Genomic DNA, 22,957 nt, shown 5'->3' on the forward strand with positions numbered 1-22,957 from the left:
TTAATTGAGGTATTTTTTTATGACTTATAAAGAATTAAGTGAAAAATTCATTGATGATGCAGGTGTTTCTATTGGAGATACTGTTTTTATTGAAAAAGATGATGTTTCATATGAAGGTATTATTTTAGATAGATCTAATGATGCTCTTGATGAATTTATTGTTATTAAATTAGATAGTGGATATAATATTGGAATTAATATTAAGGATGCAAAAATTAAACTAGTTGAAAAAGGTGATAAACCTAAGATTGGATATGATAATGTTGAAATCGAACATGATCCTAACAAGATGGATATTAGTATTATATCTACTGGTGGTACTGTTAGTAGTATAATTGATTATAAAACTGGTGCTGTTCATCCTGCTTTTACTGCAGGAGATTTACTTCGTGCAAATCCTGAATTATTAGATATTGCTAATTATGATGTGAAAGCTTTATATAATATTCTTAGTGAAAATATGAAGCCAGAATATTGGGTTAAAGCTGCTGAATCTATTGCTGATGATATTAATAATGGTTGTGATGGTGTTGTTGTAGCTCATGGTACTGACACTATGCATTATACTAGTGCGGCTCTTAGTTTTATGATGGAAACTCCTGTTCCTATTGTAATTACTGGTGCTCAAAGAAGTAGTGATCGTCCTAGTACTGATGCTTTTATTAATTTATTTAATAGTGTAGGTGCTGCAAAATCTGATATTGCTGAAGTCACTGTTTGTATGCATGATAGTTTAAATGATAATATTTGTAGTTTACATAAAGGTACAAAAGTTCGTAAGATGCATACTAGTCGTAGGGATACATTTAGAAGTATTGATTGTGAACCAATTGCAGAATTAAAACATGGAAATATTATAAGTACTAACTTACCTTACATTAAACGTAATGAAAAGGAATTAAAACTTAACACTAATTTAGAACCTAAAACTGCACTTATTAAAAGTTATCCTGGTATAACTAGTGAATTAATTGATTATCATATTGATAAAGGTTTCAAAGGTTTACTAATTGAAGGTACTGGTTTAGGTCATGTTCCGGAAAATTTAATCCAATCTCTCAATCGTGCTTATGATGAGGGTATTGCAGTTGTTATGACTAGCCAATGTCTTTATGGTAGAGTTAATATGAATGTTTATAGTACTGGTCGTGAACTTATTAATGCTCACGTTATAAGTGGACAGGATATGACTCCTGAAACTGCTTATGTTAAATTATCATGGGCTCTTGGTCAAAGCGAGAATTTAAATGATGTTGAAAATATTATGACTACTAATATTGCAGGTGAATTAAGTCATAGTAGTTCTGTTAAATATTTTTTAAACTAAAAAAAATAATGATTTGAGGTGATTATTTATGAGTAGAGATTGGAAAAAATTAGGTCTTAAAATGGGATTAGAAGTTCATCAACAATTAGATACTGAAAGTAAACTTTTTTGCCCATGCCCAACAGAATTACGTGATGACAATTATGATGAGGAAATTAAAAGAATATTAAGACCAACTCAAAGTGAATTAGGACAAATTGATAGAGCAGCATATCAAGAATCAATGCAAAAACAAAGATTCAATTATGAATCATATAACACTCATACTTGTCTTGTGGAAACTGATGATGAACCTCCACATGCTTTGAATAAAGAAGCATTAGATATTTCATTAACTATAGCTTCACTTTTAAACATGAAAGTTGTAGATGAATTTCATACTATGAGAAAGCAAGTAATTGATGGAAGTAATACTAGTGGATTTCAAAGAACAGGATTACTTGCAACTGATGGATATCTTGACACTCCTTATGGTGAAGTTAAAATAGAAACTTTAGGTTTAGAAGAAGATGCTGCTAGAAGAGTTGACAGTGAAGGACCATATACTGAATTTCGTCTTGATAGGTTAGGAATTCCACTTGCAGAAATTACAACTGATCCTAGTGTTCATAATCCTGATGCAATGCAACATGTAGCTTATATGATAGGGCAAGTTCTAAGAAGTACTAAGGTTAAAAGAGGACTTGGAACAATCAGACAGGATGTGAATATCAGTATCGCTGAAGGTGCACGTGTAGAAATTAAAGGTGTTCAAGACTTAGAATTAATGCCTGAAATAGTTGAACGTGAAGTAACACGTCAATTAAAGTTAATTGAAATACGGAATCAGTTAAAAGAAAGAAATGCCGAAGTAATTGATGAAATTTATGATATTGATGAAGTATTTAATGATACTGGAAGTAAGATTTTAAAGAGTGCTAAAAGTATTAAAGCAATTATTCTTAAAGGATTTGATGGTCTTATTGGATTAGAAGTTCAACCAGGTAGAAGATTTGGAACTGAATTATCAGGTTATGCTAAAAAACGTGGTGTTCATGGATTATTCCATACTGATGAATTACCTGCTTATGGTATAAGTCAAGAAGAAGTAAATAAACTTAAGGAATATTTAAAAGTTGAACCTAAAGATGCAATTATTATTGTTGCAGAAAAACCTGAAGTGGCAACTAGTGCTTTAGAAGAAGTTATACGTAGAAGCAAAATGGCATTTGACGGTGTTGTTGAAGAAACACGTAAATGTTTAGAAGATGGAAACACTGAATATATGAGACCTCTTGCAACAGCTAATCGGATGTATTTAGAAACTGATATTCCATTATTCCAAATTAGTAAAGAACATGTAAATGAAATTGCTAATAACTTACCTGAATTACCAGATGAGAAAAAAGCTAGAATCATTAAAGAATATAGTTTAAGTGAAGATTTAGCTAATCAATTAGTACGTACTCAAGAAGCTGATATGTTTGAAGAAATTTTAAAACAAGTCAAAGTTGAAAGTACTCCTGTAGCTAGTGTTCTTGCATATGATTTAAAAGAGTTACGTAGAGATAATCATAATATTAACAATATCACTTTTGATAAACTCGTTGACATGTTTAAATTATTAAAAGATAATAAAATTAGTAAAGATGCATTAAATAAACTTTTAATTAGTATTAGTGATAATCCAAATAAAAATGTTGAAAAATTAGCTGAAGAGAATAACTTAACTTTATTAAGTGAAGAAGATGTTCATAAAATTATAGAGAATATTGTATCTAAAAATGAAACTATGATTAGTGAACGTCAAATGGGTGCTATGGGTCCTTTAATGGGTATGAGTATGAAACAATTAAAGGGTAAAGCTGATGGAAGTATTGTAAATAAAATTGTCCGAGAAGAAATACAAAAGAGATTATAAAATATATTATTAAGGGGATTTTGTTAGTATGGAAGAATATGAAATTATCATTATTGGAGCAGGTCCTGCTGGTTTAAGTGCTGGGATTTATGCTGGAAGACAGAATAGTAAAACTTTACTTATAGATAAAGGTTTAACTGGTGGATTAGGATTAGAAGTTCCTGCTATGGAAAATTATCCTGGTTATGAGCATATAAATGGTATGAAACTTATTGAACATACAAAGAATCAATGTGAACAATATTGTCAAATTAATGAAATGGAAAATATTGAAAGTATAACTAAAGAGGAAAATGGAAGTTTCATTATTAATACTGATAAAGATTCTTACCATACACAAAATATTATTTTAGCTACTGGAAGTAAACATCGCCAATTAAATGTTCTAGGTGAAGATGAATTTAAAGGTAGAGGTGTTTCTTATTGTGCTACTTGTGATGGAATGTTTTTTAAAAATCGTAAAGTTCTTGTTATAGGTGGGGGTAATAGTGCAGCTCAAGAGAGTATATTTTTAACTAATCTTGGATGTGATGTTCAGATTGTGCATCGACGGGATGAATTAAGAGCTGAAAAATATTTAACAGATGTTTTAGATAAAAAAGGAATTAATGTAATCTGGAATTCTGTTGTTAAAGAAATTAAAGGTAGTCAAACTGTAGAAAGTGTGATTCTTGAAAAAACTGATGGTAGTATAATTGAAGTTGAAACTGATGCATTATTTGTTGCTATTGGGGATCTTCCCCAAAATGAGTTAGCTATTAGTTTAGGTGTTAAATTAGATGATTCTGGTTATATAATAACTGATAAGCAACAAAAGACTAATGTGGAACATGTTTATGCTGCTGGTGATATTACTGGTGGTATTAAGCAATGGGTTGTTGCTTGTGGTGAAGGTGCAGTTGCTAGTAGTATTGCCTTTAATGAAAGAGATTTATAAAAAAAAGTTTTGGATGAAAGTTTAGTTAATATTCATCTGTGAAGTATACATAGATAAAGTATGCTATTAATAATATGACTATTATTGGTAGTAACCACATGAATACTTTAAATATTATTACTGCAATTAAGATTGCAATTATTATTAATATTAATTGTTCTAATTCCATAAGCTAATTTAACATATTTATAGTATATAAATTTAATTAAGTATAAATTATAAATTAATAATTATTAAGAATTTTTTTTACAGGTTATTTAAATGAATAAAATTATTATTATTAACAATAAAGGTCAGTATAATCATAGAATTCAAAGAAGTTTATCTTATCTTGATATTCCTTCAGAATTAGTTCCAAATTCATTAAGTATTGATGAAATTTTAGAAAAAGAACCAATGGGTTTAATTATTGGGGGCGGTCCATCTGCAGAGGGTGCTGGTAATACTGTAGAGTATATTAAGAATATTGATGTTCCTATATTAGGTATTTGTTTAGGTCATCAATTAATAGCTAAGGCTTTTAATGGTGAGGTTACTAGTAGTGAAACTGAAAGTTATGCTCAAGTTACTATTGATATTCTTAATGATGATAATCTTTTTAAAGGTTTAGCTCCAAATATGGATGTTTGGAGTAGTCATAAAGATGAAATTGTGAAATTACCTGAAGATTTTAAGATTATAGCTAATAGTGATTTGTGTGATATTGAAGCTATTAAACATGAAAATAAAGATATTTATGGTATTCAGTTTCATCCCGAAGTCCATACTACACCATTAGGTGATGAAATTTTTATGAATTTTTATAAAATTTGTAAGGATAAATTATAAAATCAATTTATTTTTAAATTTTTATATTTTATCCTGATAATTATTTTTTTTAATTTTTTTTTAAGGTAATGAGAAAATTTTAAAAATAATTTAATTTATTTTTTTTTAGTCTTTGTATCCACAGCAGTTTTTCTTGTCGTGGGGGGTATTAGGGTTTGCATGGTCTGGTGCTGGTTTTCCACAGGTTAATGGTCCTTGTCCTCGTGCAGATCCACAGCATCCTCCTCTCATTTTATTATGATTTAGGATTGCTTCTACATCTAAGTCTTTTACTTCTTCTATTAATTGAATTTCTTCACTGTGACATTTTGGGCAAACTTTATGTTCTCCGTTTAGGGTTATCCAAGTAAATCCGCAATTTTTACATGTGTATTTTAAATTTTTTTCCATTTTAATGAATCTCCAAATTTTTTTTTATAGTAGATTTTGATTTTTTATTTTTTTTTACTACTAAGTATTATGAATATATATTCATAACTCCTTATAAAGATATTGGAAAAAATAATCTTAATAAAAAAAATCACAACAAAATAAGATAATCAAAACTAATACCAGTCATAAAAAAAGAAAAAATTAATAAAAAGTAATTTAATTTTAAATCTTAGAAAACTATAATTAAAATAAATAATATAAATAAAAACCATATTTATAGATTTATTAAAAAAATTTTAGGAGATAAAAAATGATAGATAATTCTGAAGATTTAAAAAATAAAGCATTAGACAATAAAGTTGGAATCCGTAAAGAATACGTTAATATCATAGTTGGAGATGAAGAACAAAGTTTCAAAATCGCAGGTATTGGACAAAAAGCTGTAAAACTTGAAAAATACATTAAATATGATGATATCATGGAAGCTGTTGATAGTGGTCATGAAGACGGATTAGAAGCAATTATTAAAAAAATCATTGAAGATTATGAACCTCCAGCTGAAGAAGAATAAAAAATTCAGGTTAAAATCATGTTTAAACCAGAAAAATTTATCCCAAATGCAATAAAACAAGTGAAAGATGAAATAGGTGATGAAAAAGCTATAATTGCATTATCTGGTGGAGTAGATAGTAGTGTTTGCTCAGTACTTGTTAAAGAAGCAATTGGGGATAATTTAACAGCTGTTTTTGTAGATCATGGATTATTACGTGAAGGTGAAGCAGAACAAGTTTGTAACATTTTTGAAGACAGATTAAACTTTAAATATGTTGATGCTTCCGAAGAATACCTTAAAGAATTAGAAGGTGTCGATGATCCTGAAGAAAAACGTAAAATTATTGGAAGAGTTTTTATAGAAGTATTTGAACGAGAAGCTAAAAAGATTGATGCAAAATTTTTAGTACAAGGTACAATTGCACCTGACTGGATTGAATCAGAAGGTAAAATTAAATCCCATCATAACTTAGCATTACCTAGTGGAATGGTTTTAAATGTTGTTGAACCAATTCGAGAATTATATAAAGATGAAGTTCGATTAATAGGTGATGAATTAGGTTTACCTGAAGAACTAGTTCAAAGACAACCTTTCCCAGGTCCAGGTCTTGCAGTTAGAGTTATTGGGCCTTTAACTGAAGAAAATTTAAGAATTTGTAGAAAAGCTGATGCTATTGTTCGTGAAGAAATTAAAGCTTCCGGTGTGGACAAAGATTTATGGCAATACTTTGCAGTTTTAACAGACACAAAAGTTACAGGTGTGAAAGGAGATCAAAGAGATTTTGGTTATTTAGTAGTTTTAAGATTAATTAGTAGTATTGATGCTATGACTGCATATGTTCCAGAATTACCATGGAGTGTTATACGGAAAATTAGTCAAAGAATCACATCTGAAGTGCCTGAAGTCACACATGTTGCTTTAAGTATTAGTGATAAACCTCCAAGTACTATTGAATTTGAATAAAAATTTAATTAGAATATGTCAAATGAAGAAACAAAAAAATGTGAATATTGTGGGAGAGAAATACCCATAAAAGCCCAGAAATGTAGATACTGTTATAATTGGGTTAGTGATGAAGCTATATCAAGAAACCATATTCCAAATAGTTACAACACTAAAGAAAACATCCCCTCCATAAATCACATTAATAATGAAAATTTTATGTATAAAAATAGGGAAAATTTCTTAAATTCTAATAAACAAGAATTTAAGGAAAATGGTTCTATTACGTACAATCATGCTTTTCCTATTAGACGTTTATTCCTTTTAATGATTACTACATTTGGATTATATTCTATTTATTGGTTTTATAATAATAGTAAAATCTTAAAAGAAAATTATGGTAAAAATATTAGTGTAGGTGTACGTACCTTTATTTTTACTTTTATTCCTATTGGTAATTGGATAGTATTTTACTATTTACTTAATGATTGGGAAGATTTAATAGAATCTAGAGGAATTGAATCATTTTCTTCACCTGCTAATTTGTTAATTTATATTTGTATACCCTTTTTAGGTTTATGGAGTATTATTAACATTCAAGAATCTATGAATGATTTTTGGAGAATAGAAGATTTAAATCTTAGAACAAAAAGAAGTTTTACAAACACTGAAATAATTGTTATGATAATTTTTAGTATAATTTGGATTTTACTAATCTTTTTTATCTTAACACTAATAGTATTCATTTAAAAAAAAATTTATTTTATTTAATTTGATTTTTATGTCAAAAACAACAAAAAATGCTTACCTTGAAAAGTTAACTAAAGATCTTCAGATGAAATCTGTTAAGGTAGGTAAAGATCTTGAAGGTAGTACTCCTCCTAGTGTTTTTATTGGTAGATGGAGTTATCCTAAAGTATATGCTGGACCAATGATGGTTAATGAAAAAGGAGATACTAGTATTGTGGATTCTCCAGAATCATGGTTACCTGAACATAAAACTCAAGATGAAATTATCAATTACCGTCTTAATTTAGTAAGAGGTAAGCAATTAATCAGTATTAAGGATTTAGATAATCCTTTTGTTGAGAAGTTGCAGGATATTTCTTTAGCTAGTAAATCTATTGATAGTGAAGCTACTTTTGGTAAAATTCCTCATGGTAGTGTTTTAAGTGAGGATAGTACCCCTCATGGTCCTAGTGCTGTGATTGAAAAGTTTGATATTGATGCTGTTAAATGGGATCATCAATTAGAGAAATCTTATTATGATACTGATTTAAAAGCTGCTGAAGCTGTTATGGGTTTGCATGATAAAGATGTTCCGTTTAGTAATATGCAAAAAGCTTTTAGTGTTGGTGCTTTTGGTATTGGTAAAAGTCGTAAGTTAGTTCCTACTCGTTGGAGTATTACTGCTTGTGATACTACTTTAGCAGATGGTTTACTTAAATCTGTTAGGAATTATCCTATTATTGATTCTTATCGTGTTTATGAATATTATAGTTTAAAGAATAAGTATATTATTATTTTATTACCTGTTGAATGGCAGTATGAATGGACTGAAGCTTTTATTAAAATTCTTGGTCAAGAGGAAATGATTTTTAGTGATTATGAATTAAATGGTGGTAAAAAGGAATATTCTTCTGTTGGTGGTTGTTATTATACTGCTAAATATGCTGTACTTGATGAATTAGCTCGTGAAAAGAAACAAGCTGGTTTAATTATTTTACGTGAAGCTTATAATGGTTATGTTCCTTTAGGTGTTTTTAATGTTAGAGAAAATATTAAATTTGCTATGCAAGAACCTTATAAAGAGTTTGAAGATTTAAAATCTTGCCTACATTATGCTAGTACTCAACTTAAAATTCCTATTAGTAAGTATGTTAAGGTTAGTACTTTATTAAATGAGTTACTTCATTCTCATCAAACTACTTTGGATAATTTTTTTAAGAAAAGTCCAAAATATCAATGAAAATAATTATTAAATGGATAAATGTTATTATGAAATTAAAGTTAGCATATAAAAAACCAAGTAAAATTACTCAAATAAATATGTCTTCTTCTTGTATTGGGTTAAATAATGGGGATTATAATCAAAAAGCATGTGATAAAATTAAAAAGTTTACTAAGCATGATAGTTGTAAACTTGTTAATAGTGGGAATAGTGCTATTTTTGTTGCTATGAATAATGTTAAAGGTGACATTATCATTCCAGATCAAGGGGCTTGGCATGGTTTTAAACAAATTGCTAAGTTTTTAGGTAAAAATTTAGTTACTGTTAAAACCTATTATGGTTTGGTTAAAACTGATTTTTTAGATGAAATTCTTGATGATATTAGTGAGGGTTCTGCTTTATTTTTAACTAGTTTGGCTGCTTATACTGCTGAGCAAGATATGAAGAGTATTAGTAAATATTGTAGGGATAATGGTATTTTACTTGTTGAGGATGTATCTGGAAGTATTGGTGATACTCATGAACATTTATGTAATGGTTTTTATTCAGATGTAATTGTTGGTTCTACTGGTGAGCCTAAAATTGTTAATGTAGGTAATGGTGGATTTATAAGTACTAGTATTCCTAATTTTTTTAAGGATTCTAATATTCTTTTAAAAAGTTTTAAATGTGATAAGATTACTTGTGTTGGTATTTATAATGAGTTAAATTTTGCTAAGTCTAATTTTGTTAATACTGTTAATGCATGTAATATTTTAAAAAAAGGTATTAATAATGTAATGCATCCGGATAAAAGAGGTATTAATGTTATTTTCCGGAATGATAATGCTAAGGAACTTAGTTGGAAACTTAGAGATTCATTTGATGTTGAAGGTAGAGGCATTATTACTCGTTGCCCTAATTATAATCGTTTAAAAATTAAGGGAATTGCTTTGGAAGTTAAAAATTTAGATGTTAAATGTTTAACTAAAAATAATCTTAAGAGTATTATAGATATTACTAATAGTATTAATGAATAAAATTTTTTTTATTGATCTACAACTAATTTTGAAGATCTGTCAATTAATATGCTTGTGATGTCCATGATCTTTAATTCTTTTTCTGAAATATCATAAATCTTTAATAATTTATCAATTTCTGGTGATAAAACATTATCATCTCGTGTGAACATATCATTTAATTGATCAATGAAATAATCTGGACAGTTTATTAAAATGATGCATATATTCATTTTTCCTTCATGTAAACCTAACATTTTAAAAGCTTTACTAATCTGTCTTTGACCACTAGTACGTAGGAGAATTTCAACACCTAAATCCTTAGCCAAATTCTCATCACGATTAAAAGCATTGAAAGATTGAATAATACCATGTTCAATATGCTTTAAACCAGCAATACCATCCGCATTTAAAAGTTGAACAATAGTACCATCACAACAATTATCACGTAAACTATCAACATTATCTAAAGTTTCACTAACACTACTAACATTAGCAGTATAACCTAAAATTTCAATATTTTTATCATTAAACATTTTTATTCATCTTGTTTCTTCTTAATTTCTAATAAACGATTAACTCCAATAATATAAGCTTCCACACTAGCATTAATAATATCAGGTTGAGTACTACGTGCAGATATTACATTATTACCTAAACGTAATTTAACAATTACATCAATTAAAGCATCAGCTCCACCAGTGATAGCATCTACATGATACTCTTCTAATTCAACATCAGCAAACTCTTTAACACCCTTATTCACAGCATTAATTGCAGCATCAACTGGTCCAACACCAATACCTGCTTCAAGTATCATTTGATTTTCTAAACCTAATTTAACAGAAGCTGTAGGAGTAACCCTATTACTACTTACAATGGTTACTTCTTGTAAATCAACTTTAGTATCTTCAGCAATATCCATAACATAATCTGAAATAGCTTGAATATCTGCATCAGTTACAATTTTACCTTTATCTGCTAAATTTTTAACTAAATCAAAAATTTTAGATAACTCTTTATTAGTAGTGTATATTCCTAATTGTTCTAAACGATTTTGTAAACCTTTACTTCCCACATGTTTACCAAGAACAAATCTTCTATGATTACCCACTAATTCAGGATTAAAAGGTTCATAAGTATGAGAATTTTTCAACATACCATCAGAATGTATACCTGACTCGTGTGAAAAAGCATTCTCACCAACTATAGCTTTATTAGGTTCCAAATAAGCTCCAGTTAACCGTGACACCATTTTACTTGCAGAATATAATTGATTTAAATTAATATTAGTTGAATAATTATCATATAACTGATTTAAAGAAACTACAACTTCTTCAAGTGAAGCATTACCTGCTCGCTCACCAATACCATTTACAGTTACATGAAATTCACTTGCACCTCCACGTATTCCAGCTAAAGTATTAGCAGTAGATAATCCAAAATCATTATGACAATGAACATCAACAGGGACTCCTAAGCTTGATAATTCTTTATAAAAATTTAGTGATTTTTCAGGAGTTAACATACTAACAGTATCACAAGGACAAATACGACAAGCACCAGCACTTATAGTTTGTTTAAAAACCTCCTTTAAAAAATTCATATCACTACGAGTTGAATCCTCAGCAGATAATAATATTTTTAAACCATGACTTTTAGCATATTCAGTTACATTCACTGCTTGATTTAAAACTTCTCCAGGTGATTTTTTTAATTTATATTCCATATGAATAGGACTAGTAGGAACAACTAAATTAACCATACTAACATCACAATCAAGACAATAATCTACATCCTCTTTTAAAATTCTTGCAAAACTTGCAATTTCTGCATTTAAATTTTCATGAGCAATATCTTGTATAGCTTCTCTTTCCCCTTTACTAGTGATAGCTGAACCCGCTTCAATAATATCTACACCCAATTCATCTAATCTTAAAGCAATAGCTAACTTTTCTGTTGGTGTTAATGAAATCCCAGGAGTTTGTTCACCATCTCTTAAAGTTGTATCATATACTTTGAGTTTCATTATTTAATATCTCCTTTAATATTTGATTTATATTTTTATTATTACAGATATTATTCTTGTTAAACTTCTATGCATTTTAATTTCATAATGTTCTAAAATTTTAAATCCTTTTTCATTCATTATTGGATTAATATCAATATAATGAGGTGTTGCTAAAACAATTAAACCATCTTTTTTAAGATTACCTTCTAGTGAATCTAAAAATTCTTCTAATATTATAGTTGTACTTACACCACCTGTAGTTGTACTTATACCATAAGGTGGATCTGTCACTACCACATCAGCAGGTTCTAACATTTTTAATTGTTTAAAATCTATTTTATAAGTTTTATAATCTTTAATACCTACAAAGTCCAAGTTTAAAGCTGATCCATTTTTCATCTTCCAATTTATATCAGAACCTACAAGTTTAGCACCAATTAAACCTGCTTCAATTAACATGCCCCCAGTTCCACAAAAAGGATCCAATAATAATTCACCCTCTTTAATTCGACTTAAATTAACCATACACCGTGCAAGTTTAGGACTCATACCTCCAGGGTGAAAAAATGGTCTTTTATGAGGTTTAGAATCTTCAAAATGTTTCTTATTTAATTTATATTTTTCCACACATAAAAAAACAGTATCTTCAAAAACCACAACACGAATATAAGAATCAGAACCTACTAATTTAACTTTAATATTAGGAGTATTATCTAAAATATAGCCTCCAATATTTCGTTCGTATTTGACTGTATCTATATCACTATTAAATCTTTTAACTCGTACAACAAAATTATTCTTAATAAATTCACTCCAATCAATGTTTAAAACTGATTTTTCTAAATTTTCAAGAGTAGTTGTTTCAATTAATTGGTGCACTTCATGAGTATAAGCTAAACGATCTGTTAATCTTTTATAACTATGATTAAAAGTTTCTAAATCTAAATTTTCTAGTAAAGTTAAACCAGGTGTTAACTGATTTATATTTGCTTCTATATTTTCTGCATCCATTACAGCTTTTAATTCTGCAAGTGGTAATTTTTCATGTTCTTGAGATTGGATTAAAAGTAGATTCATCAAAAATTTCACATTCCTTAAATATTATTATAATTTATATTTATTCTATTATATTATAGTATCACTTCTTAATTACTAATTAAATGAAAAAATTTTAAATTTAACATTAAACATATTATATATTATGATTGAAAGTTCAATTTATGATAATTATAAAATAGATTTTAGTGATAACTTTGAAACTAATGATGAATCTTATTATTTCATCTATAATACTAACCGTGAATTATATTTAAACGAAAATCTAAATGTTCCCCAATATAAAGATGAATTAAGTGATTTTTGTATTAATTTTTTATTATATATTGGTACTTTTAAAGACAAACCCTGTTTCGTTGTTAATGTAGATAATAATACTAATACAAATTTTTATTCTCTTTTAGAAATTTATAATATGAATCCCATTTTATATCAGATGGCTGGAAGAGGAGTATTAATAAATGATTGGTACAATTCTTACAAGTATTGTGGCCATTGTGGATGTAAAACTGTACTTGATGAAAAAGATATGATGATGAAATGTCCTTCATGTGGGCAAGTTCATTATACTAGAATTGCTCCAGCTATAATAGTTGCTATAAATAATAATGGGAAACTTTTAATGGCTAAACACAGTTACCATAAAAATATTAATTATGCATTGATTGCAGGTTTTGTAGAAGCTGGTGAATCCATCGAAGAAGCTGTGCATAGAGAAGTTTTAGAAGAAGTTGGTATTAAAATTAAAAATTTAAAATATATGAGAAGCCAATCTTGGCCATTTCCTAATTCATTAATGTTAGGTTTTACAGCTGATTATGAATCTGGTGAAATTAAAGTTGATCACGATGAAATTTTAAAAGCTAAATGGTTTAATGTTAAAGATATTGAATTACCACCATATGATATTAGTATTTCTTCATGGTTAATGGAAGATTTTATTAAAAAAAGTGAAAATTAATATTTTATTTTAATCCCATATTTTTTTAATAATATGACTTATAATTGAAGGAAACATTGTAAATAAATATCCTTTTTTAATAAATTCCTTAACTAAAATAGATTGCTCATCCATATCCCCATATGTACTAATAAGTTCTTCTCCACCTTTTAATTTTAATTGTTTAAAGAAATAATCTAAGTTATCATCAGATAATAAGTTTAAAGTTTTTTGTACTTTTAATTGATAATTTAATTCCTTATTATAATTTTTTTTAAAGGTTTTCTCATAATCTCTTAAATATTTGATATTATCCTCTTTAATTGCATGATTTATTGCTTTTTCTGCAATTTCAGTAGATTGAAAACCTAATATTAATCCCCCACCAGAGGTAGGTTTGACCTGTGATGCTGCATCCCCAATTAAGAGTACTCTGTCTTTAACTAATACTTTGTTTTTATCATATATTGGTATTTTACCATAATATTTCTCTATAATTTCCATATTTTTATACTTTGGATGGTTTTTAATGAAGTTTTCTAAGATACCAATTTCTTCTCCACAAGTATGGTTACTGAATAATCCAATACGATAAATATTTTCATATGTTGGAATTGCCCAAATGAATCCTGGAAATATTTGGTTTTTAACATATAATTCAACAAAATCTTTTTCCGGAATCTTATCTTCAGATTTTAATAAGAACTGTGATCCATTAAAATATTTTTGCTTATTTTTTAATTCTTTTGATATTATTGAATTAGAACCATCTGCCCCAATAATAATTTTACTTTTTATTTGACCCTTCTCTGAGGTGATTACTCCATCTTTTGTGTTAACCCCTATTACTTTAAATGGGTTAATTACTTTTACACCATTTTCTTTAGCCCTATTTAATAAGTATTGATCATAGGCAACTCGATCAATTATATATGCTTCATTTTCTTTTTTAGAAACTGATAAATCATAATTTGGACTGTGTAAGTGTGCTCCTTTAACTTGATTTAAAATTAATTCTTCAGGCAAATTGTTAAATTTTAATATTTTTTTACTTACAATTCCTGCACATTGTAAAGGTAATCCTATATTTTTCTTTTTATCTACAATAGCTATTTGTAAATCTTTATTTTTAGCTAATTTATATGCTAAAGTAGAACCTATAGGCCCTCCACCTACTATTGTTACATCATAATCAAAGGTCATAGTTTTTTTAAACTTCCATTTATATTTATTTTTAGAATTAGTATAGAATTAAAAGAATAAATTATATAATTAATATATTATTTATTATATATTAATTTTTAAGTTTTAAGAAAAAAAGTTAAGTTTCAATGTATCTATTTAATTTTAATATTCTCTTAAAAGTAAATATTTATTTATTAAATTTATAATTAAAGTATTGAACATTTTGTAATATTACTATTTGCTGGAATTTAGCATCCAGTATTTTTTCAATGTGTGCTGTAGCTTTATGATGATTTTCAGGTATATTTTCACTAAAAGTTGTTATAATTGATATGTTTTCCCCATCAGGTAATATTTCATAATCAAATGAAAGGATTTCAGGAAAATTTTTTAAATAATTTATTAATTCATCTTCCTTTTCTTTTGGTAATTTTTTCATTTAAACCCCTTTTTTAAATCCATAAAATAGTTTTTAATAGTATATAGGTTTGTTATAATATAAAAATTTTATGTAAAAAATAGATTAATAAAGCTTTTATGTTAAATTAAAAGATAGTGTATAAACGAATGATTTTAATAAATTTTAAAAAATTAGATTTTTTAATTTTAAACCATTTAAATAGATTTTTTAGAGGAAAAAATTTGTTTTATTTTTTTCTATCCTCTAAAAAAATATTACTTAAATGACTTATTGTTAAATTTTAATAAATAATTTAACAATGAATTTTTTTTTTATATAAAATTCATTGAACTTATTCTTTTCCTACAATTACTTCTGTAGATTTAATAATTGCAGCTAAGTCATCGCCTTCTTTTATGTTTAATTTTTCTGCAGATTCTTTTGTGATAACTGCAGTTATTGTTGTAGGGTCTGTAACGTTAATTTTAATACTTGCCATTACTTGACCTTTTTCAACAGATTCGACTTTACCTTTTAAAATATTTCTTGCGCTTATTTCCATTTGATTCATCTCCAAATAACTAGATATAAATTTATGAACTTTAAATGTTCTATAATAACTAATTATAAACAATAGTATTTAAATGTATCCTTTTATCAATAATAAAGAGTTTCACAACGATTTAATTTTATACTTCATAACGATTTTTTATTTATAAGCACTTAAAAATTAAAAGCATCAAATATAAGAACAAATAAAAACAAAAAAACATTTATGAGTAACATAGAATTTGAAAGCATAGGAGAAATACATACACCCTTTAAAAAACTTGAAGGAATGCCAATCCAACCCATAGGAGCACAAGGAGTAAAAGGAGAAATACATATAAAACAAAAGTATCTAGATGGCCTAAAAGATATTAAACACTTTTCACACTTAAACTTAATATACCATTTACATAAAGTAAAAAACTATGAATTAGAAGTTAAACCATTCCTAGATACTAAAACACATGGAATATTCGCAACAAGATCCCCAAAAAGACCTAATCCTATAGGATTATCAGTAGTCCAATTAGACAAAGTAAAAAACAACATTTTATATGTATCCAATGTAGACATATTAGACAAAACACCAATAATAGACATAAAACCATATGTTCCACAATTATATCAAGATACAATAGAAAATCTTAAAATTGGTTGGTTTGAAACTAAAAAAGACCAAGCAAAAACAACTAAAGCAGACTCAAGATTTATAGACTAAAAAAAATAATAATAAGGTGTATTGGTAAAATGTCAAATAAAAAATTTATCAGAGACAGCATACACGGAAACTTACCTATCACACAATACGAAACAGAATTAATAGATTATCCTCAAATACAAAGACTTAGAAGATTAAAACAATTAGGATTCATCTCATTAATTTATCCTGGAGCAAATCATTCCAGATTTGAACACAGCATAGGAACAATGCATTTAGCATCACAATTAGCAGATCAATTAGAATTAACAAATGAAGATAAAGAATTAGTGAGAGTAGCAGGATTACTCCACGATACAGGTCACGGACCATTCTCTCATGTATCTGAAACAGTGCTTGAAGCTCCTCATGAAAAAATAACTGAATATGTAATAAAAAATACTGAAATTAGTGACAAACTAAAAGAAAAATTCAGTTTACAAGATATAACAGACATAATCCATGGAAAAGGAAAATTAGGACCCATAATTAGTGGGGAATTAGATGTTGATAGGATGGATTATTTAATGCGAGACTCATATTATGTAGGAGTACAATACGGAGTAATTGACACACAAAGATTAATAAGTAATTTAAAATTAGAAAAATATTTATTATTAGATATAAAAGGAATTCAAGCTGCAGAATCACTATTAGTTGCAAGATATTTCATGTATCCCAGTGTATACCAACATCACACAACACGTATATTAAATTCTATGTTCAGAAGAGGTATTCAATATTTAATAAAGGATTATGGTTTAAAACCAAAAGAAATGTATAAATACGATGATTCTGACTTAATATGTTTATTCAGAAACAGTGACGGGTATGCTAAAGAAACAATAAATAGATTAGACAATAGACAATTATTAAAAACAGCATATAAAATTGATGTTAAAGAATTCACACAACCAGAAAAAATATTTAAAATCAAAAAAGATGAAATTAATAAAGCTGAAGAAGAAATAAGTGAAGATTATGGTATAAAACGTGACAATGTAATTATTAACATTGCAGATTATCCTCATTTTGATGAAATGAAAACTCAAGTTTCTTTAAACGATAAATTATATCATTTAAATGAAATAAGTAGCATAGTAGGAGCATTATCTGATGCCAGATTTAACTTCCCAGATATAAGTATTTATGTTCCTAAAGAAGATCGTGACAAATTAGAAAAATTTAAAATAGAACATTACTTAAATTTACCAGAACGGAAAAATAGATTCGAAACAATGACATTCGATCAAACAGTATTTGAATAAAAAAAAATTATAAATTGGTGATCCTTTTGATAATAGTAGCATTAACTGGAGCTAGTGGAACAATTTATGGAATAAAATTATTAAAAGCTTTAAAAGATTTAAACATAAAAACCGGACTTTTAATTAGTGATCCTGCAAAAATTGTAATCCACCATGAAACAAATTTTAAATTAGAAGATATAAAAAAATTAGCATCAAAATATTATGAAACAAATGATATAAGTTCAGAAATTAATAGTGGATCATGCAGATTTGAATCCTTAGTCATAGTGCCTTGTAGTATGAAAACATTATCTAGTATAGCAAATGGTTATGCTGATAATAGTATAAGCCGTGTTGCTGATGTTGCTTTAAAAGAACATAGAAAAACTATAATTGTTCCAAGAGAAACACCATTAAGAAGTATTCATTTAGAAAATATGTTAAAAATTTCTAAAGAAGGAGGAATAATTTTACCTGCAATGCCTGCTTATTATAATAAACCAGAAACATTAAAAGATAATGAAAATTTCATAGTAGGGAAAATTTTAGACTCATTGCAAATTGATAATAATTTATATAAACGATGGAATCCAACAAAATAAAAAAAAAAGAGATGATTAGGTTTTATGTTAAATGATGATGAATTTATAAAAACTTGTGATGTGCCTGGACCAACTAAAGAGGAGATTAGGGCAATATTATTATATAAATCTAATGTTTGTCATGAAGATATTGTAGTGGATATTGGTTGTGGAACAGGAGGATTAAGTGTAGAATTTAGTTTAAAAGCAGAAAAAGTTTATTCTATAGATAAAAATCCTGAAGCTATAAATATTTGTAAAAAAAATTTAGAAAAACTTGGAAATTTAGATAAAGTAAGTTTTATTGAAAATGATGGTGTGAATGCACTTAAAAATATAAATACTTTTGATATTGCATTAATAGGTGGTAGTGGAAGAGATTTAGAACCTATTTTAGATTTAGTGGATAGTAAGTTAAACCATGAAGGTAGAATTTTAATTCCATGTATCCTCGTTGATACAAAAGTTGATGCTGTTAATAAACTTAAAAGTTTAGGTTATAATCCTAAAATTGTTGAAGTTAATGTAAGTAAAGGTAGAGTTATAGATCGTGGTATAATGATGATTGCACGAAACCCTATTGCTATTGTTTATGCAAAAAAAAGATAAATATTATTTTTTTAATAAATTATTTTAATTTTTATGGAGTTGAGTTTGTTTATGGTTAAGAGGAAAATTAGTTGGAAATTAAAATTTGCTATTGTGCTGATTATTGCAACTATACTAATATATACTGGTAATTTTTATATTTTCCATGATAGTGAAGAAATTTTTTCATATGTTATGATGCATTTAGGATTTATTCCTATAGATATTTTAATTGTTGCTTTAGTAATTGATGATATTTTAGCTCGTAAAGAAAGAGAAGTTATTCTTGAAAAACTTGATATGTTATTAAGTGTGTTTTTTAGTGAAATTGGGGATAATCTTTTAAGTAATTTTACTAAAATTAATCAAGATAAAAATATTATATATAAATATTTAAAGGATATTGAAAATTGGGAAGATTCTGATTTTGAAAGTGCTATGGATGCTATTAAAAGTAAAGGTGTTAAGTTCACACCTGAAATATCAGTTAAAGATCAAGGTGTATTTTTAAATGAAATTCAAACATTACTTGTTGATAAAAGAAATTTTATTGTTAATTTATTAGAAAATCCAAATTTAATGGAAAAGGATAATTTTTCTGAATTGCTTTTAGCTACCTTACATTTAGATGAGGAGTTAAAACATAGAAATGATTTAAATGATTTAACTACTACTGATTTTAATCATTTAATTGGTGATATGAATCGGATTTATACTAATTTAATGTATGAATATGTTTATTATATGTTATATTTAAAGCATAATTATCCTTATATAATTAGTATTGCTTTACGTACTAATCCTTTTGATATGGATGCAGATATTCATGTTAAAGAATGAATATTTTTTATGATTTTTTTAAGTGATTATATATGAAATGTTTAAGTTGTGTAATTCTATGTGGAGGAATGAGTCGTAGAATGGGTCAAGATAAAGGTTCTATGATTATTAACGAGAAACCTATGATAATTCATATACTTGATGTGCTAAACTATGAAATTGATGATGTTATTATAGTTTTAAATGATGAAAGTAGAGTTAGAAAATATGAAAAAATTATAACTCACTACCAAAATGAAAACAAAAAATATCAATTCCATATCACATACCTTACTGATGAAATCAAAAATAAAGGACCATTATCAGGAATCATGACAGGGTTAAAAAAAATAAAAAATTCATACGCATTAATATTACCCTGTGACTCACCATATATTCAAAAAAAATTCATACAAGTAATGAAAGAAAAATTAAACAAAAACCCAAATGTAGATGCAATTATACCTAAACATTTAAAAAATGATGTAAAATCAAATATTGAACCGTTACATAGTATTTATAATAAAGGGCAAGAATTTTTGATTAATGAATTAATAGAAAATAATAAATTAAAAGTTAATGATTTTATAAAACATTTAAAAATAGAATATGTGTTAATTGATAATGAGAATATATGTGAAATTAACTTCAAAAATTTGAATAGTAAAGAAGATTTATAAAAAAATACAATAGCCTAGCTAAAATATATAATAAATAATAATTAATTATTACTAATTTTATTTTTATTTTTCTATTTTAACAGAACGTGGATTTCTTCCCATTTCTAAAAAAAACTTATTAACTTTCTCAATCATTAAAGAATAACTTTTTTTACTAATAGTAAAATCTTTAATATTAGCATAAGCTGGCATTTCACCTGTTCGCTTATTGGTTTCCATAATATTATCAACCATTTCTCGGTATTCTTGTAAAGTTAATGAATCCATTTAATCACCAAATTTATAAAAGAACTTAATACATTAATTTTAAGATAATTATAGTAATATTGTTTTTATTATATAAATCATTCTATTTAATCCTAAAATTAAAAAAGAGAGTATAATTTAAATTAAAAAAATAAGAATATTAAAAAAATAAAATGAAATTTAATTATTCTAATAAAGGATAATTAGGACTTTCATTAGTAATTAAAAGATCATGAGGGTGAGATTCTTTAAGTCCACCAGCAGTAATTTGAACAAAACGTGCTTTTTCATGCATAGATTTAATATCTTTAGCACCACAATAACCCATACTAGCTTTTAATCCACCTATAAGTTGGAACATAACTTCTGAAACTTTACCTTTATAAGGAACTGCTCCTTCTACACCTTCAGGTACAAGTTTTGAATGTTTCATAGGACCTTTAACTTCTTGGAAATATCTATCAGCTCCACCACCAAATCCTCCAGTCATAGCACCCATAGAACCCATTCCACGATAAGTTTTATATTTTCGTCCATTCATCACTACAACATCACCAGGTGATTCATAAGTTCCAGCTAATAAATTACCCAACATTACAGCATCGGCACCAGCACCTATTGCTTTTGCTACATCTCCACTATATCTTAAACCACCATCACCAATAACTGGTATGCCTGAATCTTTAGCTACATCAGCAACTTGACTAATAGCAGTTATTTGAGGAACACCTACACCAGCAACAATTCGAGTAGTACACATACTACCTGGACCAATACCAACTTTTAATGCATCCGCACCTTGAGCAATTAAATCTTCTGCAGCTTCGGCAGTTGCAATATTACCTACACATAATTCAGCATCAATATTATCTTTCATTGTTTCAACGAATTTAACAACATTCATATTATGTGCATGAGCACAATCTATACTGATAATATCTGCTCCAGCTTCATCTAATGCAATAGCCCTATCTAAATCGAATGGACCTGCAGCTGCTGCGACTAATAATTTCCCATGTTTATCTCTTGCAGCATTAGGATGGTTATCATGATTTAAAATATCGCGTATTGTGACTATACCAACTAATTTACCTTCACGTACAACAGGTAATCTTTCTACTTTATTTTCATATGCAATATCTAATGCTTCTTCAGGAGATATAGTTTCTTCAATAGTAACTACATCTGAAGTCATAATTTCATTTACTTTTTTATTAACACCTGAGCGAATCATTGGTTTTACATCACGTTTACTGATAATTCCAACAATTTTGTCATCTTCTATTACTGGTAGTCCACTTATAGATTCATTTTCCATTATATCTTGAACTGTGGTAATATCAGAGTCCGGAGTAATAGTTACTACATCACGTATAGTAATTTCTTCTGCAGATTTTACTTTTTTAACTTCTTCTACTTCCATTTCTGAAGTCATATTACGGTGTATTACACCAATTCCACCTTCTTGTGCTAATGCTATAGCTAATTCAGATTCTGAAACAGTGTCCATAGCAGCACTTAATACTGGAATGTTTAATTTGATTTTTTTTGATAATTGAATTTTAGTATTAACATTTTTTGCTTCTACCCAAGAAGCATTTGGTACTAAAAGAAAATCATCAAAAGTATATCCCTTTGGGGCATTATTTACTTTTTCTGAAAACATTTTTAACCTCTATAAGAAATGATTTAATATAATAATATAATAATAATTAATTTATTTATTCAAAAGATTGAACATAATCTTTTAATTCTTTAACAGCATTTCGATCTATGTGTCCGGTATTTCTATCTCCACCAACACAAGCTGCACCTCTTAAACCAACTACATCTGTTTTAACATCAAATAATGGTTTTAATTGGTCTTTTTTTACTGATCCTGCTAAAGCTACTTGTAGTCCATAACTATGTGTTTCATCCACAAATTTTTGACAATCATCTAAAGAAAAATAATCAAATAATGTATGTCCATCTTTTACTGCAGTATCTAACATCGCTAAATCTGCACCAGAATCTCTTGCAATTTTTGGAATTTCCCAAGGACTTACTGCACCTACACGATGTGCATCAGCATATCCAGATGCAACTACAATTGAATCAGGTTTTGTGTCTTTTACTGCTTTTACAACATTTTTCATTACTTCTAA

General features: G+C 27.3%; 27 protein-coding genes (1 of these 27 only partly in view). 16 read left to right on the forward strand and 11 right to left on the reverse strand.

The window, feature by feature from the left end:
- The first annotated feature begins 19 nt into the window (after positions 1-19).
- The 3 genes from gatD to ACA135_RS04855 are packed head-to-tail and all read left to right on the forward strand — an operon-like array spanning position 20 to position 4,164.
- A complete protein-coding gene (gatD, locus tag ACA135_RS04845; protein ID WP_409197642.1) occupies positions 20-1,327 on the forward strand; it encodes a Glu-tRNA(Gln) amidotransferase subunit GatD in 1,308 nt (435 codons plus the stop codon).
- Between the two features lie 28 nt (positions 1,328-1,355).
- Positions 1,356-3,227, forward strand: coding sequence for a Glu-tRNA(Gln) amidotransferase subunit GatE (gatE, locus tag ACA135_RS04850; RefSeq protein ID WP_409197643.1), 1,872 nt, complete (start codon positions 1,356-1,358; stop codon positions 3,225-3,227).
- 28 nt (positions 3,228-3,255) lie between these two features.
- Positions 3,256-4,164, forward strand: coding sequence for an NAD(P)/FAD-dependent oxidoreductase (locus tag ACA135_RS04855; protein ID WP_409197644.1), 909 nt, complete (start codon positions 3,256-3,258; stop codon positions 4,162-4,164).
- 25 nt (positions 4,165-4,189) lie between these two features.
- On the opposite strand, the gene ACA135_RS04860 is transcribed toward ACA135_RS04855, so the two are convergent.
- Positions 4,190-4,333: a hypothetical protein gene (locus ACA135_RS04860; protein WP_409197645.1), complete on the reverse strand. Its 144-nt coding sequence runs from the start codon at positions 4,331-4,333 to the stop codon at positions 4,190-4,192.
- 92 nt (positions 4,334-4,425) lie between these two features.
- On the opposite strand from ACA135_RS04860, the gene ACA135_RS04865 reads away from it, so the two are divergent.
- Positions 4,426-4,992, forward strand: coding sequence for a GMP synthase subunit A (locus tag ACA135_RS04865; protein ID WP_409197646.1), 567 nt, complete (start codon positions 4,426-4,428; stop codon positions 4,990-4,992).
- Positions 4,993-5,097: 105 nt separating this feature from the next.
- Here ACA135_RS04865 and ACA135_RS04870 read toward each other — a convergent pair whose 3' ends face one another.
- Positions 5,098-5,382 carry a DNA-binding protein gene (locus ACA135_RS04870; protein ID WP_409197647.1) on the reverse strand — a complete coding sequence of 95 codons (285 nt, stop codon included), beginning with the start codon at positions 5,380-5,382 and terminating at the stop codon, positions 5,098-5,100.
- Between the two features lie 292 nt (positions 5,383-5,674).
- Here ACA135_RS04870 and ACA135_RS04875 point away from each other — a divergent pair, with 292 nt between their 5' ends.
- From ACA135_RS04875 to ACA135_RS04895, 5 genes are read left to right on the forward strand one after another with little or no spacing between them, the layout of a single operon-like run.
- Positions 5,675-5,935 (forward strand): hypothetical protein, encoded by a 261-nt coding sequence (locus ACA135_RS04875; RefSeq protein ID WP_409197648.1) that lies wholly within the window; start codon positions 5,675-5,677, stop codon positions 5,933-5,935.
- A gap of 18 nt (positions 5,936-5,953) precedes the next feature.
- A complete protein-coding gene (gene guaA / locus ACA135_RS04880) occupies positions 5,954-6,880 on the forward strand; it encodes a glutamine-hydrolyzing GMP synthase (protein WP_409197649.1) in 927 nt (308 codons plus the stop codon).
- 15 nt (positions 6,881-6,895) lie between these two features.
- The gene (locus ACA135_RS04885; RefSeq protein ID WP_409197650.1) at positions 6,896-7,609 is read left to right on the forward strand and encodes a hypothetical protein; all 714 of its coding nucleotides are present in this window, start codon (positions 6,896-6,898) and stop codon (positions 7,607-7,609) included.
- Positions 7,610-7,640: 31 nt separating this feature from the next.
- Positions 7,641-8,828, forward strand: coding sequence for a hypothetical protein (locus ACA135_RS04890; protein ID WP_409197651.1), 1,188 nt, complete (start codon positions 7,641-7,643; stop codon positions 8,826-8,828).
- A 29-nt stretch (positions 8,829-8,857) separates the two neighbouring features.
- The gene (locus ACA135_RS04895) at positions 8,858-9,829 is read left to right on the forward strand and encodes a DegT/DnrJ/EryC1/StrS family aminotransferase (RefSeq protein ID WP_409197652.1); all 972 of its coding nucleotides are present in this window, start codon (positions 8,858-8,860) and stop codon (positions 9,827-9,829) included.
- Positions 9,830-9,837: 8 nt separating this feature from the next.
- On the opposite strand, the gene cgi121 is transcribed toward ACA135_RS04895, so the two are convergent.
- Genes cgi121 through ACA135_RS04910 form a run of 3 tightly spaced genes read right to left on the reverse strand, consistent with a single transcriptional unit; the run spans position 9,838 to position 12,896 of the window.
- The gene (gene cgi121 / locus ACA135_RS04900) at positions 9,838-10,344 is read right to left on the reverse strand and encodes a KEOPS complex subunit Cgi121 (RefSeq protein ID WP_409197653.1); all 507 of its coding nucleotides are present in this window, start codon (positions 10,342-10,344) and stop codon (positions 9,838-9,840) included.
- 2 nt (positions 10,345-10,346) lie between these two features.
- Positions 10,347-11,837: a (R)-citramalate synthase gene (locus tag ACA135_RS04905; RefSeq protein ID WP_409197654.1), complete on the reverse strand. Its 1,491-nt coding sequence runs from the start codon at positions 11,835-11,837 to the stop codon at positions 10,347-10,349.
- A gap of 27 nt (positions 11,838-11,864) precedes the next feature.
- A complete protein-coding gene (locus ACA135_RS04910; RefSeq protein WP_409199088.1) occupies positions 11,865-12,896 on the reverse strand; it encodes a TIGR01177 family methyltransferase in 1,032 nt (343 codons plus the stop codon).
- Between the two features lie 124 nt (positions 12,897-13,020).
- Between ACA135_RS04910 and nudC the strand changes: the two genes are divergently transcribed.
- Entirely contained in the window at positions 13,021-13,836 is an 816-nt protein-coding gene (gene nudC / locus ACA135_RS04915) for an NAD(+) diphosphatase (RefSeq protein WP_409197655.1), read from the forward strand.
- 9 nt (positions 13,837-13,845) lie between these two features.
- Here nudC and ACA135_RS04920 read toward each other — a convergent pair whose 3' ends face one another.
- From ACA135_RS04920 to ACA135_RS04930, 3 genes are all read right to left on the reverse strand, one after another.
- Entirely contained in the window at positions 13,846-15,018 is a 1,173-nt protein-coding gene (locus ACA135_RS04920; RefSeq protein ID WP_409197656.1) for a geranylgeranyl reductase family protein, read from the reverse strand.
- A 169-nt stretch (positions 15,019-15,187) separates the two neighbouring features.
- The gene (locus tag ACA135_RS04925) at positions 15,188-15,439 is read right to left on the reverse strand and encodes a hypothetical protein (protein ID WP_409197657.1); all 252 of its coding nucleotides are present in this window, start codon (positions 15,437-15,439) and stop codon (positions 15,188-15,190) included.
- A gap of 313 nt (positions 15,440-15,752) precedes the next feature.
- Positions 15,753-15,962 (reverse strand): molybdopterin-binding protein, encoded by a 210-nt coding sequence (locus tag ACA135_RS04930; RefSeq protein ID WP_409197658.1) that lies wholly within the window; start codon positions 15,960-15,962, stop codon positions 15,753-15,755.
- A gap of 213 nt (positions 15,963-16,175) precedes the next feature.
- Between ACA135_RS04930 and tsaA the strand changes: the two genes are divergently transcribed.
- The 6 genes from tsaA to ACA135_RS04960 are packed head-to-tail and all read left to right on the forward strand — an operon-like array spanning position 16,176 to position 20,564.
- Positions 16,176-16,667, forward strand: coding sequence for a tRNA (N6-threonylcarbamoyladenosine(37)-N6)-methyltransferase TrmO (tsaA, locus tag ACA135_RS04935; RefSeq protein ID WP_409197659.1), 492 nt, complete (start codon positions 16,176-16,178; stop codon positions 16,665-16,667).
- Positions 16,668-16,696: 29 nt separating this feature from the next.
- The gene (locus ACA135_RS04940) at positions 16,697-17,914 is read left to right on the forward strand and encodes an HD domain-containing protein (protein ID WP_409197660.1); all 1,218 of its coding nucleotides are present in this window, start codon (positions 16,697-16,699) and stop codon (positions 17,912-17,914) included.
- Between the two features lie 26 nt (positions 17,915-17,940).
- Entirely contained in the window at positions 17,941-18,498 is a 558-nt protein-coding gene (locus ACA135_RS04945; RefSeq protein ID WP_409197661.1) for a UbiX family flavin prenyltransferase, read from the forward strand.
- 24 nt (positions 18,499-18,522) lie between these two features.
- A complete protein-coding gene (gene cbiT / locus ACA135_RS04950; RefSeq protein ID WP_409197662.1) occupies positions 18,523-19,086 on the forward strand; it encodes a precorrin-6Y C5,15-methyltransferase (decarboxylating) subunit CbiT in 564 nt (187 codons plus the stop codon).
- Positions 19,087-19,137: 51 nt separating this feature from the next.
- On the forward strand, positions 19,138-19,905 hold the full coding sequence (locus tag ACA135_RS04955; protein ID WP_409197663.1) for a hypothetical protein: 768 nt from the start codon (positions 19,138-19,140) through the stop codon (positions 19,903-19,905).
- A 32-nt stretch (positions 19,906-19,937) separates the two neighbouring features.
- On the forward strand, positions 19,938-20,564 hold the full coding sequence (locus ACA135_RS04960; RefSeq protein ID WP_409197664.1) for a molybdenum cofactor guanylyltransferase: 627 nt from the start codon (positions 19,938-19,940) through the stop codon (positions 20,562-20,564).
- 63 nt (positions 20,565-20,627) lie between these two features.
- Here ACA135_RS04960 and ACA135_RS04965 read toward each other — a convergent pair whose 3' ends face one another.
- From ACA135_RS04965 to ACA135_RS04975, 3 genes are all read right to left on the reverse strand, one after another.
- The gene (locus tag ACA135_RS04965) at positions 20,628-20,831 is read right to left on the reverse strand and encodes a pseudomurein-binding protein (protein WP_409197665.1); all 204 of its coding nucleotides are present in this window, start codon (positions 20,829-20,831) and stop codon (positions 20,628-20,630) included.
- Between the two features lie 163 nt (positions 20,832-20,994).
- On the reverse strand, positions 20,995-22,476 hold the full coding sequence (gene guaB, locus ACA135_RS04970; RefSeq protein WP_409197666.1) for an IMP dehydrogenase: 1,482 nt from the start codon (positions 22,474-22,476) through the stop codon (positions 20,995-20,997).
- A 55-nt stretch (positions 22,477-22,531) separates the two neighbouring features.
- Positions 22,532-22,957, reverse strand: partial view of a (5-formylfuran-3-yl)methyl phosphate synthase gene (locus tag ACA135_RS04975; protein ID WP_409197667.1) — the 3' portion only. Its footprint extends 291 nt past the window's final position; the window shows 426 of its 717 coding nt (coding positions 292-717); its start codon lies beyond the right edge, outside the window; it ends in the stop codon at positions 22,532-22,534.

It is taken from the genome of Methanobrevibacter acididurans, from assembly GCF_046197875.1.
In the GTDB taxonomy this organism is placed as follows: domain Archaea; phylum Methanobacteriota; class Methanobacteria; order Methanobacteriales; family Methanobacteriaceae; genus Methanobrevibacter_A; species Methanobrevibacter_A acididurans.